At 65.6% G+C, this 17,623-nt stretch carries 16 protein-coding genes; 6 read left to right on the forward strand and 10 right to left on the reverse strand.

The genetic code is table 11. The annotated features are described in order from the left end of the window. The 3 genes from QZV93_RS01405 to QZV93_RS01415 form a co-directional block, all read right to left on the reverse strand. On the reverse strand, positions 1-352 hold a 352-nt coding region (locus QZV93_RS01405), incomplete at its 3' end, for a class I tRNA ligase family protein (protein WP_295555355.1). A 156-nt stretch (positions 353-508) separates the two neighbouring features. After that, positions 509-1,114, reverse strand: a complete 606-nt coding sequence (locus tag QZV93_RS01410) for a glutathione S-transferase family protein (protein ID WP_295555357.1) — start codon at positions 1,112-1,114, stop codon at positions 509-511. Positions 1,115-1,196: 82 nt separating this feature from the next. After that, positions 1,197-1,937: a 16S rRNA (uracil(1498)-N(3))-methyltransferase gene (locus tag QZV93_RS01415; protein WP_295555359.1), complete on the reverse strand. Its 741-nt coding sequence runs from the start codon at positions 1,935-1,937 to the stop codon at positions 1,197-1,199. Positions 1,938-2,149: 212 nt separating this feature from the next. Here QZV93_RS01415 and QZV93_RS01420 point away from each other — a divergent pair, with 212 nt between their 5' ends. Both QZV93_RS01420 and ubiA read left to right on the forward strand, forming a co-directional pair. Further along, the gene (locus tag QZV93_RS01420; protein WP_295555361.1) at positions 2,150-3,802 is read left to right on the forward strand and encodes an ankyrin repeat domain-containing protein; all 1,653 of its coding nucleotides are present in this window, start codon (positions 2,150-2,152) and stop codon (positions 3,800-3,802) included. Between the two features lie 100 nt (positions 3,803-3,902). After that, positions 3,903-4,889, forward strand: a complete 987-nt coding sequence (gene ubiA, locus QZV93_RS01425) for a 4-hydroxybenzoate octaprenyltransferase (RefSeq protein ID WP_295555363.1) — start codon at positions 3,903-3,905, stop codon at positions 4,887-4,889. A gap of 21 nt (positions 4,890-4,910) precedes the next feature. On the opposite strand, the gene QZV93_RS01430 is transcribed toward ubiA, so the two are convergent. Continuing rightward, positions 4,911-5,699: a cell cycle transcriptional regulator TrcR gene (locus tag QZV93_RS01430; protein ID WP_295555365.1), complete on the reverse strand. Its 789-nt coding sequence runs from the start codon at positions 5,697-5,699 to the stop codon at positions 4,911-4,913. Positions 5,700-5,914: 215 nt separating this feature from the next. Here QZV93_RS01430 and QZV93_RS01435 point away from each other — a divergent pair, with 215 nt between their 5' ends. Both QZV93_RS01435 and QZV93_RS01440 read left to right on the forward strand, forming a co-directional pair. Continuing rightward, on the forward strand, positions 5,915-6,346 hold the full coding sequence (locus QZV93_RS01435; RefSeq protein ID WP_295555367.1) for a MaoC family dehydratase: 432 nt from the start codon (positions 5,915-5,917) through the stop codon (positions 6,344-6,346). A 41-nt stretch (positions 6,347-6,387) separates the two neighbouring features. Beyond that, complete coding sequence (locus QZV93_RS01440) at positions 6,388-7,320, forward strand: bifunctional riboflavin kinase/FAD synthetase (protein WP_295555369.1); 933 nt, start codon at positions 6,388-6,390, stop codon at positions 7,318-7,320. A 63-nt stretch (positions 7,321-7,383) separates the two neighbouring features. Here the strand turns inward: QZV93_RS01440 and QZV93_RS01445 are convergent, their stop codons facing one another. Then, complete coding sequence (locus QZV93_RS01445; protein WP_295555370.1) at positions 7,384-7,710, reverse strand: hypothetical protein; 327 nt, start codon at positions 7,708-7,710, stop codon at positions 7,384-7,386. An 82-nt stretch (positions 7,711-7,792) separates the two neighbouring features. On the opposite strand from QZV93_RS01445, the gene QZV93_RS01450 reads away from it, so the two are divergent. Together QZV93_RS01450 and QZV93_RS01455 are read left to right on the forward strand one after the other, a co-directional pair. Continuing rightward, a complete protein-coding gene (locus tag QZV93_RS01450) occupies positions 7,793-8,155 on the forward strand; it encodes a hypothetical protein (RefSeq protein WP_295555372.1) in 363 nt (120 codons plus the stop codon). A gap of 152 nt (positions 8,156-8,307) precedes the next feature. Further along, the gene (locus QZV93_RS01455; RefSeq protein ID WP_295555374.1) at positions 8,308-9,690 is read left to right on the forward strand and encodes a glutamate--cysteine ligase; all 1,383 of its coding nucleotides are present in this window, start codon (positions 8,308-8,310) and stop codon (positions 9,688-9,690) included. 603 nt (positions 9,691-10,293) lie between these two features. Here the strand turns inward: QZV93_RS01455 and QZV93_RS01460 are convergent. The 5 genes from QZV93_RS01460 to QZV93_RS01480 form a co-directional block, all read right to left on the reverse strand. Then, positions 10,294-13,377 (reverse strand): hypothetical protein, encoded by a 3,084-nt coding sequence (locus QZV93_RS01460; protein ID WP_295555376.1) that lies wholly within the window; start codon positions 13,375-13,377, stop codon positions 10,294-10,296. A 248-nt stretch (positions 13,378-13,625) separates the two neighbouring features. Further along, a complete protein-coding gene (locus QZV93_RS01465; protein WP_295555377.1) occupies positions 13,626-14,192 on the reverse strand; it encodes a hypothetical protein in 567 nt (188 codons plus the stop codon). 93 nt (positions 14,193-14,285) lie between these two features. Then, entirely contained in the window at positions 14,286-15,425 is a 1,140-nt protein-coding gene (gene nspC, locus QZV93_RS01470; RefSeq protein WP_295555379.1) for a carboxynorspermidine decarboxylase, read from the reverse strand. A 195-nt stretch (positions 15,426-15,620) separates the two neighbouring features. Continuing rightward, the gene (locus tag QZV93_RS01475; protein ID WP_295555381.1) at positions 15,621-16,007 is read right to left on the reverse strand and encodes a hypothetical protein; all 387 of its coding nucleotides are present in this window, start codon (positions 16,005-16,007) and stop codon (positions 15,621-15,623) included. Positions 16,008-16,183: 176 nt separating this feature from the next. Beyond that, complete coding sequence (locus QZV93_RS01480; protein WP_295555383.1) at positions 16,184-17,533, reverse strand: hypothetical protein; 1,350 nt, start codon at positions 17,531-17,533, stop codon at positions 16,184-16,186. Between the last annotated feature and the right edge of the window lie 90 nt (positions 17,534-17,623).

Consider the following 17,623-nt stretch of genomic DNA (forward strand, 5'->3'; position numbering starts at 1 on the left):
CGTGGCAGTCCCAGCCCGGCACGTAGTTGGAATCGAAGCCCAGCATCTGCTGGCTCTTCACGACGAGATCCTTGAGGATCTTGTTCAGCGCGTGCCCGATGTGGATGTTGCCGTTGGCGTAGGGCGGGCCGTCGTGCAGCACGAACTTCGGCCGCCCCTGGGATGCGCGGCGCAGTTCGCCGTAAAGATCGCGCTCCTGCCAGCGCTTGAGGATCTTGGGCTCGAGCTCCGGCAGCCCGGCGCGCATCGGAAAATCGGTCTGCGGCAGGAAGAGCGTCTGGCTCCAGTCGCGCCCCTCCTTGGCCTCCGCCTCGGCCGCGCCCGTTTCTGCCCCGCCTTTGCCCTTTGACATCTCTCGTCTTTCTTGCCCGCGCTTCGCCCGTCTCCGGACAGGCGCGCCGCCCGTCCCTGATTTGCAGGCGTTCTAGCAACCCCGGGGCCGGGACGCAAAGGCCGGGGCCGCCGCAGATCCCGAATGGCGACGGTCCACATTGAAGGCCGAAGGCGCCTACCCGGCCATCCGAGCCTGATCTGCCGCCACCGCGGCCTTGTGAGCCGGGCGAGCCTTCAGGCGCTCGACATAGGCCACGTACTCCGGCCGCTCGGGAATGACCTTGAAGCCCAGCATGTATCCGATCCCGGACGCAAACATCACGTCCGCCGCCGAGAAACGCTCGCCGAGCAGCCACGGTCCGGGTTTCAGGGCAGCCGAGACTGCGTCGAGCACCGTGTCGGGCTTGCCCCATCCGACCGTCGTCGCCGGCGACTCCCGTTTCATGAACATGTCCGTGCACGCCGGCTCGAAGCAGCTTCCGTAGAAGAACATCCACCTGAGGTAGGTCCCGCGCTCCGGCGCGTCGACGGCGGGCGCGAGGCCTGCCTTGGGATACTTGTCGGCGAGATAGGTGAGGATCGCCGGGTTCTCGGTGACGATGACATCGCCGTCTTGCAGCACGGGGATCTTGCCCATCGGATTGATCTTCAGGAATTCCGCCGTCCGTTGCTGGCCGGCCTTGAGGTCGATCGGCACGATCTCGAACGGCTCCCCGAGCTCGTGCAGCATGGTGTGCACGACCGTCGAGCGCGATTGCGGGTTGTGATAGAGCTTGAGCACGGCGAGCCTCCCATTTCGGCCTCTTGGGCCTCGCTTCTCATGTCACACCATGGCCGGGTCAAGCCGGCCATGACGAGAGAGACTATCGCCAGTCGACGAGCGCGGCATTGACCAGCGCCAGCGCCGCGACCGCGGCCGTATCGGCCCGCATGATGCGCGGCCCGAGCGAGACCGCCGTCGCCTGCGGCAGGGCTCGGACCATCTCCCGCTCTTCGGGCGAAAATCCGCCCTCCGGTCCGACCAGTACCGCAAGCGGCCCGGGTTTGAGCGTCGCCAGCACGGCAAGCGGGCTGGTTTGCTCTGCGCCTTCGTCGCAGAAAATCAACGCGCGCGAGGCGTTCCAGTTTCCGATGAGTGCCGCGAGCTTCACGGGCTCGGCCACCTCCGGCACGCGCAGTACGCCGCACTGCTCGGCAGCTTCGATCGCGTTGGCGGCCATCCGCTCTGCATTGACGCGCTCTGCAACCGTGTGCCGCGTCACCACGGGGACAAGGCGCGAGACGCCCATCTCGGTAGCTTTCTGCACCATGTAGTCGAGCCGCGCCCGCTTCAACGGCGCGAAGAGGTAGTGGAGATCCGGCCCGCCCGCTTGTGGGCGCACGAGCGCCACGGTCTCGAGGTCTGCCCCTCGCTTGCCGGCCTCATGGAGCCGCGCGCGCCACTCGCCGTCGCGTCCGTTGAAGATTAGGATCTCGTCGCCCTCGCCGAGCCGCAGCACGCTGCGCAAGTAGCGCGCCTGATCGGGCGTGCAGGAAAAGCGCACGCCGTCCCCGAGGGAATCGGGAACGAACAGCCGCTGCGAGGTGAAATCGTGGATCGCCATGGCGTCTCAATATCCGAAGCCGGAGCGCGATCCAATACGCGCCGCTCCTTGTGTTGACCGCCGGGCACCTCTGTCCTAGCATCCCGGTTGCGGTGCAGGCCGCATCCGGACCCGCGGGAAGGGCAGAGCCCACTTGCACACGCACATGTCACGTTTGAACCTTTGTGCAGCCGGAATTGCGGGTCGTCGGCGCTTCATGCACGGAGGTTTCCATGCCGCGACTCCCCGACCGCCCCAGTCTCGATCACCTGAAAAAGCAGGCCAAGGATCTGCTCGCGCTCTATCGGAGCGGCGAGCCTGAAGCTCTGACGCGCCTGCGCGATAACCTTCCTGCCGCGCGCGGCAAGGACGACGAAGCGATTGCCGCGCTCGGCTTGCGCCTCCATGACGCCCAGTCCTGCATCGCGCGCGAGTACGGCTTCAAGTCCTGGGCCGAACTTTCCGGTTTCGTTGCTGCGCGCAATGCGGCAGCCGCCGACCCCGGCAAGGCGATCCGAAACTTGGTGGGCTTGATCTACGCCGGCGACATCGCGGGCGGGGGCGACAACGCAAAGCCCCGCGTTGCGGCGCGCTTCATCGAGGAGTGGCCGGAGCTGATCAACGGCGATCCCTATCTCGCCTGCGCCGTCGGTGACACGGCCGCCCTCCGCCGCGAGACCGAGCGTGATCCATCGTGGGTCAACAGGCCGGGCGGTCCGCTTGCGCTGCCGCCGCTGGTCGCGGTGGCGCACTCAAGTCTGCTCAAGCTTCCCCAGTATCGCGACCGCCTGCACGACGCGGCAAGGCTCCTCCTCGATGCGGGAGCAGACCCCGATCAGAGCACGCCGAGCAGGTGGATGAGCACCCTGGAGAAGCAGGATGACGAGCACCCGCTCTCGGCGCTCTATGGCGCGGCAGGTCAGAACCATGATCCAGAACTCACGCAGCTCCTGCTATCGCGAGGCGCCAATCCGAACGACGGCGAGTCGCTCTACCATTCGCTCGATCGTCCGGCCGTGACACGCCTTCTGCTGGAGGCAGGCGCGCGCATCGAAGGGACCATCATCTACCGCGCGCTCGACCTCGCCGACCCCGAGCCGGTGCACGTGCTGCTGGAGCACGGTGGGGATCCGAACGAGCGGGCGCCCGGCCCGCCGACCTCGGATTGGGGCTCGCCCCTGATGTGGGCCATCAGGCGGCGGCGATCGCCGGCCCATGTCGAGGCCCTCCTCGCCGCGGGTGCCGACGCTGAGGCTCGTACGCCCGAGGGCAGGAGTGCTTACGAGACAGCACTTCAGTTTGGGCTCCCGGAGATTGCGGCGCTTCTCGCAACGCACGGCGCGGGAACTTGCGACCTCTCGATCGAGGACCAATTCGTCGCGGCCTGCGCTCGCGGAGACGCGGAAACAGCAGGGCGCATCCGCGAACGGCATCCCGCCATGATTCAAGCGCTGTCGCCCGCTCAGCTTCGCATGCTGCCGGAGCTTGCGGCGCAAGGCGCGGGCGACGCCGTGCGCCTCATGGTGAGGCTCGGCTGGCCGATCGCCGTCGCAGGCGGCGACTGGAAGGCGACCGCCCTCAATCACGCCGTGTTCCGAGGCGATGGGGCGTTGACGCGGTTCCTGCTCGCACACGGCGCGAGCTGGCACGAAATGCACGGCTTCGGCGACAATGTGCTCGGCACGCTGTCCTGGGCGTCGCGCAACGGCCCTACGCCTGGAGGGGATTGGGTCGCCTGCGCCGAAGCCTTGGTCGCGCACGGCATTCCGCCGCGGCATCCGGATCCCAAGGGCTCGAATTGCGTTATCCTGGGCGGTGCCTGCATGCCTTTTTCCGACGATGTGACCGAGGTTCTCCTCGCGGCGCCGGCGCCTGTGGGGACCTGAGTTGCCGGACACGGCCATGGAGGCTAACGTCGGCCGCGACATGGAGCGCTCGGGCCAATCGAACCCATCGCGCCCGAATGCATAATGAGGATCATCGGCGATGACGGCACACGCGGCCAATCCGGATCACGAGTCCCCGACAGGGGATCGCGAGAAGGGCGTTTCCGATGCGCCGGCCGGCAACTGGGTGGACCGCTACGCGCCCGTCGCCTGGCGCCCGTATCTTCGCCTCGCTCGCGTGGACCGGCCGATCGGCACCTGGCTTCTGCTGTTTCCTTGCTGGTGGTCGGTGACTTTGGCCGAGGTGTCGAATGGCCGTCCCTATCCCGACATCGGCACCCTGGCGTTGTTCGCCATCGGCGCCATTGTCATGCGCGGAGCCGGCTGCGCCTACAACGACTACGTGGACCGCGAGTACGATGCCCGCGTTCAGCGTACCGCGAGCCGCCCCATCCCTTCGGGCCAGGTCACGCCCGAGGGCGCCATGCTGTTTGTCGTGGCGCTGGCGCTGATCGGCTTGCTGGTCCTGGTCTGGTTCAATCTCTTCACCGTCTTGCTCGGCGTCGCCTCGTTAGTCCTCGTGGCGATCTACCCGTACATGAAACGCTTCACCTATTGGCCACAGGCTGTGCTGGGTCTCGCCTTCAATTGGGGCGCGCTGATGGGCTGGGCGGCTGTCAAAGGCTCGCTCGCGTTGCCGCCGCTGCTGCTCTATGCGGGGTCCGTTCTTTGGACCATCGGCTACGACACCATCTATGCCCATCAGGACACCGACGACGATCTGATGCTCGGTCTCAAGTCCACGGCGCTGACGTTCGGCGACGACACGCCGTTCTGGGTCGGCAGCTTCTATACAGGTGCGCTGCTGCTATGGATTGCGGCCGGCTACCTCGCCGGCACGCATCTCGTGTTCTTTTTCTGTGTCGCCCTCGTAGGGCTGCAGATGGCGTGGCAGGTATCGACGCTCGACACGTCCGATGCGAATAACTGCCTGCGCCGTTTCCGCGCCAATCGCGACGTGGGCGCCGCGATCTTCCTCGCCTTGGTGACCGACACCCTCCTCTCGTGGTGGGCGGGTCTCAGCTAGCGTCTGTTGCGCGAGGAAACCTTAGGCGTCCTCGTCTTTTCCACTCGTGTCGTCGCTGCCCGACGAAAGCTCCTTGAGCTTGGCGAAAACGCGAGCTTCCTCCTCGGCGGGAGTCTCCTCGCGCTTTTCGGGCGCGTCCTTCGGCTGCACGATCTCCGCCGTCGGGCGGAAGCCTTCCTCGGCCACGTCGTCTGCAGGCGGAGCCGTCGTCTCCTCGGTCGGCAGCAGCGTACCGGCCTTGATCGCTTCCTTGTGTGCCTCGCGACGCTCACGCTCGAGCCGCCGGGCCGCTTTCTTCACCTCGTTGTCGAGGTCGGTCTGCGAGCAGAGTCCGAGCGTCACCGGGTCCTGCGGCACGAGGTTCGGCGAATTCCAGTGTGTACGATCCTTGATCTGGGCGATCGTCGGCTTCGTGGTGCCGACGAGGCGCATGATCTGGCTGGTCTTGAGCTCCGGGTGATTGCGCAGCAGCCAGAGCACGGCGTTCGGCCGGTCGTGACGGCGCGAGACGGGAGTATAGCGCGGCCCGCGTTTGGTCGTCGCCGCTTCCGGAATGACGACCTTCGGCTCGGCGATCTTGAGTGAGTGGGAGGCATCCTTTTCCGCCGCCTCGATCTCGTCGCGCGTGAGCTGGTTCGACGTCACGGGGTCGAGCCCCTTGATGCCCTGTGCCACGTCGCCGTCGGCGATACCCTTCACCTCGAGCACGTGCAGGCCGCAGAACTCGGCAATCTGCTCGAAGGAAAGCGAGGTATTCTCGACCAGCCACACGGCGGTGGCCTTCGGCATCAGGGGTTTACGGTCGCTCATAGCGGCTCTTCTCCGGGCTCCGCGGCGTGCTCCGCGAATGCCATTAAGGATGGTGGGAATTTGGGGATCACGCCTTATAACGCGATCCTGTGCCCGGCTGCAACACCCGCGTGTCCCGGGAATCCCTTCCCCTCGGACGCCCCGGCGAGTTGCATGCGGCCTGGCTCGTCGCTAGACCAGGGGCCGTGCAACTCGGTTCGGCAGGAAAAACAAGCATGACAGCCAGCATCACGTATTTCGAGGATCTCGAGGTAGGCCAGGAAGCATCGCTCTCGAACACGGTGACCGAGGATGTCATCAAGGCCTTTGCCGATGTTTCCGGAGATCGCAATCCGGTGCACCTCGATGCGGCCTACGCGGCGTCGACCATGTTCAAGGAGCGCATCGCCCACGGCATGCTGTCGGCGGCCTACATATCGGCCGTGTTCGGCATGAAGCTGCCCGGTCCAGGCGCCATCTACATCTCCCAGACGCTGACCTTCAAGGCGCCGGTCAAGATCGGCGACACGGTGATCACCACCGTCAAGCTCGTAGAGCTCGTCCCCGAGAAGAAGCGTGCGCGCTTCGAGACCGTGTGCACGGTGGGCGGCAAGCCGGTTCTGACGGGAGAGGCGCAACTCATGGTGCCGAACCGCCCGGCTGCGTGAAGGCAGTAGCCGATTGATGAGCCCGAAAGAAGAGAGGCGGCATGCGGATCGTCCACGGCGCTGATTCGGTCCCGCCGGAGGCGAAAGGTGCCGTGCTCGCGCTCGGCAACTTTGACGGCGTGCACCGTGGCCATCAGGCGTTGATCGGGTGTGCAATCGAGGAGGCGACGCGCTTGGGCCGCCCCTCGGGTGTGCTGGTGTTCGAGCCGCACCCGCGCGAGTTCTTCAGCCCGGACGCGCTGCACTTCCGCCTGACGACGCTAAAGGAGAAGCTCGGTCTCTTCGAGCAGATGGGACTCGATCTCGCCGTCGTGCTGCCGTTCGACGCTCGTCTCGCCGCGCGCGACGCGGACCGCTTCATCGACGACATTCTGGTCGGAGCGCTCGGCGTCTCGCACCTCGTCGTCGGCTATCACTTTTTCTTCGGCCGCAACCGTGGCGGTTCGGTCGAGACGCTGAAGGCGGCCGGCGCCAAGCATGGATTTGGCGTAACGGTGGTCGAGCCTGTGGCCGACCGCGGCGAGCCGTTCTCGTCGACGGCCATTCGTCTGCTGCTGGCCGAGGGCGATGTCAGGGCTGCGAGCGAGGCGCTCGGCCGTCCGTGGCGTGTAGGAGGTCCCGTCATCGGAGGTGCCAAGCGCGGCACCGGCCTTGGCTTTCCGACGGCAAACGTCGCGCTGCCCAAGGGCACCGCGCTCGGACACGGGATTTTCGCCGTGCGAGTCACGCTCGACGGCCGCCCGCTCGACGGCGCCGCCTACCTCGGCACGCGCCCCACGTTCGATGACGGCATGCCCGTGCTGGAGGTCTTCCTGTTCGACTTCGACGAGGCCATCTACGGGCGCAACATTGAGGTGAGCTTCATCGACAAGGTCCGCGACGACCGGAAGTTTGCGAGCGCCGACGAGCTCGTGCACCAGATGCAGGAAGATTGCGCCAAGGCGCGCGCCATCCTCGCCGCCGAGCGCGGATGAAATGCGGGCTGCCGCCTCCCTCTGCCGTCGCGAAGAGGGCAGGGTGAAGGGGATGCAAGAGAGCTAGAAGATCGTGATGCTGGGCGGACCCTTCTCGCCCGGTTTCCGGCCTTCCTTGCCGAGCTTCATGATCTGCTTCGTGCCGTCTGGCAGCACAAGCGTCACGAACTCGCACTTTCGATCGAGTGTCAGGATCGCTCGCAGGATGCGCTGTCCGCCGTCGCCGCCCTCGTCGATCAGATCGGCATCCTTCGGTCCGGCGTGGTAGGTGCAGGCCTCCGTTCCGCCCGGCATCTTCCTGTTCGGAACGGTTTCGCCGTCGAGCGTCAGTGACGCGACGGCGATGCCGCCGACGATGATGGCTCCGGCGATCAGCGCCTCGTTCTTCATCGGTGCTTCTCCTGAGAAGCGATTCGTTTACGCCCCCTGCCTATCATGGTGGGCTGACGCGAGGCGTACCGTCCACTGAGAGATGGTGATGCAAGCCAGAGTTTTGATTGTGTCGACAGTACTCGCGGCGTGCTGCGCCGCGCCGCTTGCGGCCGACGATCGCCGCGACCCCAGGAACGACGGTCGCCGCCACGGCGGCCCGAACATCGTCATCGAGCCGAACATTGATCTCACGCGGCCGCGCGTCGACGTCGATGCGCCGGAATTCATCATGGATGAGGTTGGGCGCTGTGCCGCGGCGGGGGTGCGCTCCTTCGTCGATTGTCTGCGCCCCAACCATAGCTCGGTCATGATCCGCCGCCTCGAAGCCTGCGTACGTTCCGAGACCATCCCCGACGACCCGCAACGGGTCGCGGCCTGCCTGCCCCCGGCGCCGGTTCGTTGAGACTGGCTCTGAGGACCGGCGGGCCGGGCCTGGAGCGCCAAGTCGGGCAAGCCTAAAGTGCCGCAACCCGGCAGCCCTCTTGTTATGGGGCTCGCCTGCCGCCATAACTCCTGCCGTACCGCCCCCAAGGCGCACCGCCAGAGGCCCCACGTATGTCGACCCGCCAGGATGGGGCTGAGAGCCCTCTCGTGCGCTCCCGCGCCGACCTCGTGGCCTGGATCGCGGCCGGCGAGAAGCCGAAGCAGGATTGGCGCATCGGCACCGAGCACGAGAAGTTCGTCTTCTACACCGAGGCGCTGACGCCGGTTCCCTACGACGGCGACCGCGGCATCCGGGCTCTCATGGAGCACCTGATGGTCCGCTACGATTGGGAGCCGATCACCGAGGGCGAGAATATCATTGCCTTGAAGCGTCCCGATGGACAGCCGGGCGGCACCATCAGTCTCGAGCCCGGTGGACAGTTCGAGCTCTCCGGCGCACCGCTCAGAACGCTTCATGAGACGGCCGACGAGACACAGGAGCACCTGAACCAGGTGCTCGATGTCGGCGAGGACCTTGGCATCGGCTTCCTCGGTGTCGGTTTCTCGCCCAAGTGGACGCTGGCCGAGACGCCGCACATGCCGAAGCAGCGTTATGCGGTCATGACCCGCTACATGCCGACGGTCGGCAAGCGCGGTCTCGACATGATGTACCGCACCGCGACCATCCAGGTGAACCTCGACTTCGGCAGCGAAGCGGACATGGTGAAAAAGCTCCGCGTCAGCCTGGCCCTGCAGCCGATCGCCACCGCAATGTTCGCCTCCTCGCCCTTCACCGAGGGTCGCATCAACGGCCTGAAGTCGCTGCGCAGCGAGGTCTGGCGTGAGACGGATCCGCGCCGCACCGGCATGCTGCCCTTCGTGTTCGAGGACGGCATGGGTTACGAGCGCTACGTCGACTATGCGCTCGATGTGCCGATGTACTTCGTCTACCGCAAGGGCAAGTACATCGACGTGGCCGGCGCCTCGTTCCGCGACTTCATGGCCGGCAAGCTCGCGGCCCTCCCCGGCGAGCGCCCAACGCTGGACGATTGGTCGGATCACCTGACGACGCTCTTTCCGGAAGTCCGCCTCAAGCGGTTCCTTGAGATGCGCGGCGCCGATGGCGGACGCTGGCCCCGCATCTGCGCGCTTTCGGCATTCTGGGTCGGACTGCTCTACGACGAGGTCGCGCTGGATGCCGCCTGGGACCTCGTCAAGTCGTGGACCGCCGAGGAGCGCCAGCAGTTGCGCGAGATCGTCCCCCGCGAAGCCTTGACGGGCCGGTTCCGCGATACGTCGGTACAGGAGCTTGCCCTGTCGGCGCTCCGCATCTCACGCCTGGGTCTGAGGAATCGGCGCGAGATCAATCACAAGAGCCAGGACGAGACGGTCTATTTGGCCCCGCTCGAATTCCTGGTGGGATCGGGGCGCACGGTCGCCGACGAGTTGATCGAGCGCTTCGAGGGCCGCTGGCGCGGACGGATTGATCACATCTTCGAGGAATTCGCGTTCTGATGTATCCGCCGCTCATTGAAATAACGGAGCGGCAGCGGCAACTTGTGATCACGTAGATGTATTTCGCAGCGGGTTCAGGTGGCGTTCATCGTCGACCGCGTAAACCATGTCTGCGCGCGATCGTTCGCGGGCAATAGGAACATCTGCGTAAGTGTCGGCTGTCGACGCAAAGGAAGGAGGTTGGCAGTGAAAAACATCGTTCGATTTGCAATTGCCGCCTCGTGCGTCGCGGCCTCCGCGATGGCGTTGGCTTCGCCGAGCTTCGCCGACTGTGCTCAGCGCTGCTACGCGCAGGAGAACTCCTGTCGCCGCGCGACCCAGGACAGCCCACGTTGCGGTTCCGAGCTGACCCAATGCCTCCAGTCCTGCCGCGCCAAGCGCTAGCAGAAGCCTTCTGCGCTATGCCGATTGCTGCTCGACCGAAATTTTAGCGGGTGCGGTTCTATTGGATCCGCACCCGCATCGTTAGCCCGCATCGGTACGCATGACACCGGATGCCTTACGGGCAAGATAGTGGACCGCCACTGTTCGTGTAGGTGATCGTTCCGGAGGCCGGGCCGGCCTGACAGGGCGCCCCGACATTTGTCATCACATGGCTCGACGTCACCACGTCCATTGGATTCCGGCGCGACCGCCGATCACGTTCCCGGCGCTATAGGTCTTGTAGTCCGACCAGCCGGCACCCACCGAGCCGTCGAGAGCAATTCGGTCGCCGGACTGGAAGCATCCGCGGCAAAGCACGCCGATGGCACTGAAGGCAACCGCGTTGCCGTCTCCGTCGTAATTGCCCCAGCCGATCCGCATGCCGAACTGCTCTGAGCTCGTCAGCGACGGCGCTTCGGCGGCGAGCGCAATGGCGACGCCCGCCTGCAGCTTGGCGATGGTCTTGAAGGTGTCGCCGTTGTCCGACGCGAGATTGCCGTTGGCATCGGTTGTGACGAGTTCGAGCGGCCCCGACTGCCGATCCTGGCTCAAATCGGAGGTGATGCCCGGCGCCGTGTAGGTCTGGCTCCGCGAGCCCAGCATGACCTGATTGTCGTAGGTCGTGCTGGCGCCGGTGCCGAGCGCCGTCGAGTTGACGTGTCCCGTGTTGACGACGGCGCCATTGCCGAGCGCGTTGCTGTTATGCGCAAGCACCTGCGCGTTCTGGCCAACGGCCGTATCGCCCGGTCCGGCCGCGAAGGCACCGTGTCCCAGTGCAATCGAGCTCGTGCCTGCGGCCACTGCCCCCGTGCCGACGGCGATGGAGTGGGTCTGCTCGGCACGCGAGTCGCCGACCGAGATCGAGCTGTCGCCGATGGCTTCCGAGCTCGTGCCCATGGCCGTCGCGCTCACGCCCGCCGCGTTCGCATTCGATCCGACGGCCGTCGAGTCCGCGCTTCCCGCATCGGCGTTGAAACCGACCGCAGTCGAATTGACGCCGCGCGCATCCGATCCGAACCCGTAGGCGGACGCGCCGCTGGCATGAGCTTCCGAGAAGGCACCGCCCGCCGTCCCTCCCGTCGTGCCCGCGGCGACGGTCGAGCCGAAGCCGTTGGCGGTGCCGAGGGTCGTGCCGGAAACTGTCGAGAAGGCGCCCGTCGCCGACGAGCCGAACGAGAACACGGAATTGGCTCCGAAGCCGTTTGCGACCGAGAAAGCGCTGAAGCTCGTATTCGAGAGGGAGCCCGTCGCCGTCGATCCCAGGGACAGGAAGGAGAACGCACCTGCGCCGGTTGCGGTCGAGAAGATGCTGCCGTCCGTGTTCGAGCCGGCGCCGGTTGAAGTGGATGCGATCGACTGGAAGCCGAAGGCAGCTTGAGACGATGCGCCCGCGCCGGTGGCTGACGAGCCGATTCCGTCGGCCGTGGCGTCCTGCCCGACTGCCGTGGTGGCGATGCCGTCGGCGAATGCGTTTTGGCCGAACGCGCTGGTATCGGTGCCAAGCGCCTGAGCGCCTTGGCCGCTTGCCGTCGCATTGTCGCCGGTCGCTTCGGAATCTTGCCCCACGGACGTGGAGTTCGCGCCGGTCGCCGCCGCTCGCGTGCCGACGGCCGTCCCCACGGCGCCGCTGACCGAGTTGCCCGCAACCGAGTCCGCGCCGATCGCGACCGACTCGGCCGTTTGCGCCTCGGCGCCGACGCCGACGCCATCGAGATCGCTGCCGATCGCGATGCCCCCCGACGCGCCGGTCCGCACCGTGCTGTCATAGCCGATGGAAATGCCGCCGACCGCCGCCGATTCCACCATCGACAACATGCCGACCGCAGTCGAACGGAAGGCCGTCGACTGGCTGTCGGTGCCGACCGATGTCGACTCCGCTCCGATCGCCGATGCACTGTTGCCGACCGCCGTCGATCCGAACTGGGTTGCCTCGGAGTCGCCGCCCACGGCTGTCGAGCGCGGTCCGGTCGCCTGCGCGACGTTGCCCACGGCAACATTCCCGTCACCGGCGGCGTTGGCGCTCGTGCCTATGCTGACGGCGTTGTTACCGCTCGCCTGGACACCCTGTCCGACCGCCACGTTCTGAAATCCGGTCACGGTGGCGAGGTCGCCGATGACGTTGTGGGCGCCCAAGCCGCCCACGGTGTTCTGGTCGCCGATAATGGTGTTGCTGTTCGAGGTGATGGCGTTGTTGTCGTCACCGATGATGGTGTTGTCGCTGACAAACGCTGCGGGATTGTTGCCTTGTCCGATGATGATGTTGCTGTCGCCGGAGGCCGAATTGGCGTTGCCGCCGATGAAGTTGTTGTTTCCGGACGCGCTGTTGTCGTTGCCGGTGACCTGGTTCCCGTCGCCGTCGATGACGTTGAGGTTGCCGGTGTTCTGGTTGTTGTCGCCCGTGATGAGGTTGACGTTGCCGGTCGACTGGTTTCCGACCCCGCCGACGATGTTCAGGTTGCCCGCCGCCTGGTTGGCGATGCCGGCGATGATGTTGACGTTGCCCGCGGCCTGATTGCCGATGCCGACCACGGCGTTGAGGTTGCCGCCCACCTGGTTGGCGAAGCCCGCGACGAAGTTATCGTTGCCGGCCACATTGTTGAAGGACCCGACCACGATGTTCGGATCGCCTGCAACGAAGTTGCTGTCGCCCGTGACCTGATGACCGGTGCCGAGCACGGTGTTGTTGGCGCCGTTGCCGAGAATGTCGATGCCGTTGCCGACGACCGTATTGCCGCCGCCCGTTCCCGCGGCCTGGCTATTGACGCCGAATACCGAGTCGCCGGCCGCTCCGGCCACGGTGCCCGGTCCGCACGCGATGCGCGTGTTGTCCGCCGGGCCGCCGCCGCTCCCCGAAAATTGCGGCGTAACCGAGCTGACGACGTCGATGCCGGCAGGAAGCTCGGCGACGAACTGATCTGTTGTCTGGCCGAGGATTGCGCCGTTGGTGAGAGGGAAGAGCGCGATGAATCCGATGGCGTCGCCCAGGCTGTCCGACCGCGCCGCAGGACCCAGCGGAGTTCCTAAAAACGTCCCCTCGAAGAAGACGTCGGTGACCGCATCGCCGGGCGTCGCAGTTGCAGGGTCGCCGGTCACCGTCGTGGTGCCGTAGGTCACGTTGGTCACGCATTCGACAGCGTATGCCGTCCCGGACCCCGCCCCAAAAGCCGCGACGCTGAGCGCCAGCGCGCTGATCGTTCCGAGCAGTCTGTGTGAGAGGCGACCGTTCCCCTGCCGTGTCTCCGCAACCCCGTCTTGCGTGAGCATGATACGCAACTCCACAAACACTTACGCGGCCTGTGGTTTTTCCCTTTTTTGTTCCCTCGCCGGAACGTCCGGACACGGTTTGCGCACAATTTATCCACAGGTTGTCCACAATTAACGCAGGGTCAGTGCACATATCAACGCTGGACATACAACCTGAACGTCAATCAAATTTTTACTGTTGCATGAGGGAGACAAAGATTACCGAAGGAGAATGGCGATATTCTATGGGGTTACGGATTTCGCCGAGTTCACTTTCTCTGCAAATCGTGGGGCTGGGGTGCTGGCGCCGCAGGCGATGTCTCGCGCGCGCCGAGGGCCGGCGAGGGCTGCGTGGCGATGTTGAGGCCGAAGAGCAGCCACTCGCCTTTGACGTCCTCGAACAGCATGTCGAATGAGACGCGTTGCGGAGCGGTGTCGAAGAATCCGGTCAGCCTCAACATACCGCCGTCCAGCGATGGGGCCTGCAAAAGCTTCGGCGTGAAGAACAGGACCGGCGAAAGATCGAATTTCGTGCTTCGCAGAGCCTCGAAAATTTTACCCAGTTTCTCGGCGCTGTTCGCCTCCTGGAATCGCGGAGAACCGAGGCCGCGCAGCACCGCATAGTTGTTCGTCTTGTTGGCCTGATTGACCGCGATCACGGTCGAGCGGATCAGGATGTTGAGCTTGAAGTCGTCCGGGATCTTGGCGTTGGAGGTGACCGAAATCGCCTCGCCCGGCGAGACGCCGTCGCCGGCGGCGGGCTGCTGCGCCTGAGCTCCCACGCTGCCGATCGCAACGAAAAGCGCGGCCATCAACGCCAGTCTGCAACGCGCCATCGTTCCGCGACCTCATTTCAACAGGCGGGGCCTGCGGTTCCTTAGCATCGCCAGGAGCCGGGTGAAACGAGGGTGAAGCCGCACGCGCGGTCTTTAACCAAGTCGACGCCGGAACTCCTCATAACCGAACGAGCGCACCACCTCGTAGCGCCCGTCCTCGTGCAGCATGGCGAGATCGGGCAGCGGCGTTCCGTTGAAGGTGGTGTTCTTGACGAACGAGTATTGCATCATGTCGCCGAACACCACGCGCGAGCCGGGCGCGAGCGGGCGGTCGAACGAGTACTCGCCGATGATGTCGCCCGTCATGCAGGTCTTGCCGCCGAGAATGTAGCTGTGCGCCAGCACGCCGGGCTTCTCGGCCCCGAGCACCGGCGGCGTGTAAGGCACCTCGAGCACGTCCGGCATATGGGTCGAGGCCGACGCATCGAGAATGGCGATGTCGCGCTCGTTCCGGTGCATGCCAATGACCGTCGACACCAGATATCCGGTATCGACCACGAGGCCGGCTCCCGGCTCCAGATAGACTTCGACCCCGAACTCGGCGCGGAACGCCTTGAGCGCCGCGATCAGCTTCCCCACGTCGTAGCCGGGCTTGTTGATGAAATGCCCGCCGCCGAAATTTACGGCTTTGACGCGGCGCAGGTAGGGGGCGAAGTTTTGCGCGACGTGCTGGATGAGCCCCACCGACCCCTCGGCCAGAGACTCGCACAGCGCATGCGCGTGAAAGATGTCGATGGCGTCCCACGGCAGCTGGTCGATTTCCGCAACCGTCGTACCGAAGCGCGAGTTTGGCGCGCACGGGTCGTACAGCGCGCCGCCGAGCGTCGCGTTCGAATAGCCGGGGTTGATGCGAATGCCGACTTCGCGCTCCGCAGCTTTTGCGAGCGGCAGCCCCCGCGCGATCTGTTCCGGCGAGTTGAAATAGATATGGTCTGCGATCGCCGTCAGGCGCTCGACCTCGCCCGGCGCATACGCCGGCGCATAGACGTGGACCTCCTTGCCGAACTCCTCGCGCCCCATGCGGGCTTCGTACTCGCCCGACGCCGTCGTGCCGTCGAGCGTGCCCTTGAGAAGCGGAAACGCCGCTGGCATCGCCCACGCCTTGGTGGCGAGCAGGATCTTCACCCCCGCCTCGCGTTTGACTCGGGCTGCGGTCTCCAGGTTGCGCTTGAGCGCTGCCACGTCGAGCACGTAGGCCGGGGTGCGGATGTCGTCGGGAAGTTTCGGGCTCATGGTCCTACCAAAGACGCGTCGTCCTCGGGGCGAGGAAGGCGGAGCGCGCTATATGGCATCGTCGGATGACGACTTCCAGACCGTGCGGCGCCGAACTCCCGACGCGGGGCCCCGGAAAACGGGGCGCGCTATCGGGATGCCCGACGCTCGAAACGCCGCCAGTGGGGCGCCGCGCGCCCTACGGCCCGCAGCTCCTCAGTGGCTCGGATGGGGAGCATCGCTGTAGAAGTCGAGATCGTCCTGGATGTTCTGCGCCGCGATGCGCCAGTTGCCGGGCGCATGCGTCGTCCCGTTCGAATGGCCGTTGAGCGGCTTCGGATGCACGTCCGCCTCGATCGCCGTCAGCGGCTCGCTCGCCGTGAGCGGGATCGCGCAGAGCCGCCCCGCAAGCTGCTGCAACTCGCCCATGATCATGGCGCGCCGCGCCTCGTGATGAGCCGTAACCTGCCGGATCTCGGACAGCAGCTTGTCGTCGACATGGTTGAGCGCCGCATCGAGCGCGCGGATGAGCGCTTGCTCCTCCTGGGTATTTTCGGCGAGCCGGCGGTGCATTTCCGCGAGCTTCTGAGAAAGATGAGCCATGGCTGTCCCCCGTCACAATGAGAATCGCAGCGTTCAGATCTGTGATTCTTGTGATTCAATTGAGGTCGGGCAACGCCGCAATTGGCGCACCCGCCCAAACGCGGGCGAAGAAATTATTCCCGCCCTGGATAACTTTTCTTCGTCTCGCATCGAGAAAAAGCGCGTTGCCGCCGCAGCTAGGGCTGACTCTGTGGCCGCCGCCACATCGCAGCGAGATGATTGGCGACGCCGGTCACCACGTCGTCGTCGCGCATATAGGCGTTGTGATAGAGCGCATCGCTCAAGCGCTTCCACATGACGTCGGGATGCGCAATGCCGCCCTCGGGTCCGTCGTTGGCGACGACGCTGTTGTAGAGACCCTGTGCCGCGACGAACAGCGCCGCATCGTCGATGCCGCCGAGATCCAAGGCGTCTATCCGCTCCTCGCGCGCTCTGATGAGGTAGGGCGGAAGCCGAGTGACGCCGACGAGCTTGTAAAGCCCATCGCCCCCGAACGCCGCGCCGAGCACCCCGCCGTGGATCGCGCCCGTCAGCATCCTGGCATAGAGCCATGCCCCGCCTGCGCGCGCGATGACCCAGATCGCGAAGAAAACCGCGCCGTAGATCACGGGCGCGAGAAGCAGGAAGGTGAAGTCGGCACCCAACGCCAATCCGTAGACTCCGGCTTTCAGCTTCTCGATGATCGGGGCCATGAAATAGCTGCCGGTCCAGATGAAGAACGCGACGGTTGCAACCACGCCGGCGAGGGAGGCAAAGGCCGTGAGGGCGCGCATCGCCGCGGCCGTCGTCACGTACTGCGGGGAGATCTGCGCCGCCGTTTCCAGAAGCTGCATGGCTTCATCGCGCGGGCTGTGCACGACGAGCCACTGCTCGGGCGCGAGCGAGGATTGGAAGAGCCGCGCTGCGAGATGGGATCGGCCGAGCTTGCGCAGGCCAGCCATCAGGCTCCACACGCCGAGTGCGGCCAGTCCGCCGAAAAACACCACGGCCTCGATCTTCTTGTTGGAGTCCGACGGCAGGATTTCGAGCAGGTACCACAGCATGATGGGCGGAATGACGAGTCCGAGCAGCGTCTGGAATGCCGCGATCAGCATCGGCACGGTCTTGAGGCGCCGCTTGAAGAACGGCGTGCCGAAGCTGACGATACCGCCGCGATGCTCAGAACGACCCGCGTGCGTCAGCCCCTCGACCGTGACGTTGCCGCCATGGCTGTGCGCGATGACGGCATGCGGCCGCCCGGCCTTGTCGAGCGCCTTGAGTGCACGCGCAAGCTGCTCGGCGCCCTTGAGGCGGTCGTAGTCGGAGTTCATGCCCGACCAGTGCAGCGGCAGGATCTCCGCATTGGCAACACCGCGCTCCCACAGCCGGTAGACGAGGTGCTGCGTGAAGTTGGATCCGCGCTGCCACCAGCGCTCGCCGTCGTCGTCGGGGTGCGCGTCGTTCGTGCCGTGCACGGTCACGATCACCGGACCGGCGGACGCCTCCGCTCCCGAACTCGCGAGCTGCCCCTGCGCCGTCTCTTGCATTCAGCTTCCCCCAGCGGATGCGCCGCGGGCGCATCTCACTGGGAATGACGCGGAAAGGGAACAAAAAAATGGGCGGCCGAAGCCGCCCAT

This window comes from uncultured Hyphomicrobium sp. (assembly GCF_902826555.1).
GTDB lineage: Bacteria > Pseudomonadota > Alphaproteobacteria > Rhizobiales > Hyphomicrobiaceae > Hyphomicrobium_C.

Coding starts and splice junctions, on each gene's coding strand:
- ubiA (WP_295555363.1), top strand. CDS start 3,903: ATGACGGCACACGCGGCCAATCCGGATCACGAGTCCCCGACAGGGGAT.
- QZV93_RS01415 (WP_295555359.1), bottom strand. CDS start 1,937: ATGGCGATCCACGATTTCACCTCGCAGCGGCTGTTCGTTCCCGATTCC.
- QZV93_RS01430 (WP_295555365.1), bottom strand. CDS start 5,699: ATGAGCGACCGTAAACCCCTGATGCCGAAGGCCACCGCCGTGTGGCTG.
- QZV93_RS01455 (WP_295555374.1), top strand. CDS start 8,308: ATGTCGACCCGCCAGGATGGGGCTGAGAGCCCTCTCGTGCGCTCCCGC.
- QZV93_RS01420 (WP_295555361.1), top strand. CDS start 2,150: ATGCCGCGACTCCCCGACCGCCCCAGTCTCGATCACCTGAAAAAGCAG.
- QZV93_RS01440 (WP_295555369.1), top strand. CDS start 6,388: ATGCGGATCGTCCACGGCGCTGATTCGGTCCCGCCGGAGGCGAAAGGT.
- QZV93_RS01480 (WP_295555383.1), bottom strand. CDS start 17,533: ATGCAAGAGACGGCGCAGGGGCAGCTCGCGAGTTCGGGAGCGGAGGCG.
- QZV93_RS01465 (WP_295555377.1), bottom strand. CDS start 14,192: ATGGCGCGTTGCAGACTGGCGTTGATGGCCGCGCTTTTCGTTGCGATC.
- QZV93_RS01435 (WP_295555367.1), top strand. CDS start 5,915: ATGACAGCCAGCATCACGTATTTCGAGGATCTCGAGGTAGGCCAGGAA.
- QZV93_RS01475 (WP_295555381.1), bottom strand. CDS start 16,007: ATGGCTCATCTTTCTCAGAAGCTCGCGGAAATGCACCGCCGGCTCGCC.
- QZV93_RS01450 (WP_295555372.1), top strand. CDS start 7,793: ATGGTGATGCAAGCCAGAGTTTTGATTGTGTCGACAGTACTCGCGGCG.
- QZV93_RS01460 (WP_295555376.1), bottom strand. CDS start 13,377: ATGCTCACGCAAGACGGGGTTGCGGAGACACGGCAGGGGAACGGTCGC.
- nspC (WP_295555379.1), bottom strand. CDS start 15,425: ATGAGCCCGAAACTTCCCGACGACATCCGCACCCCGGCCTACGTGCTC.
- QZV93_RS01445 (WP_295555370.1), bottom strand. CDS start 7,710: ATGAAGAACGAGGCGCTGATCGCCGGAGCCATCATCGTCGGCGGCATC.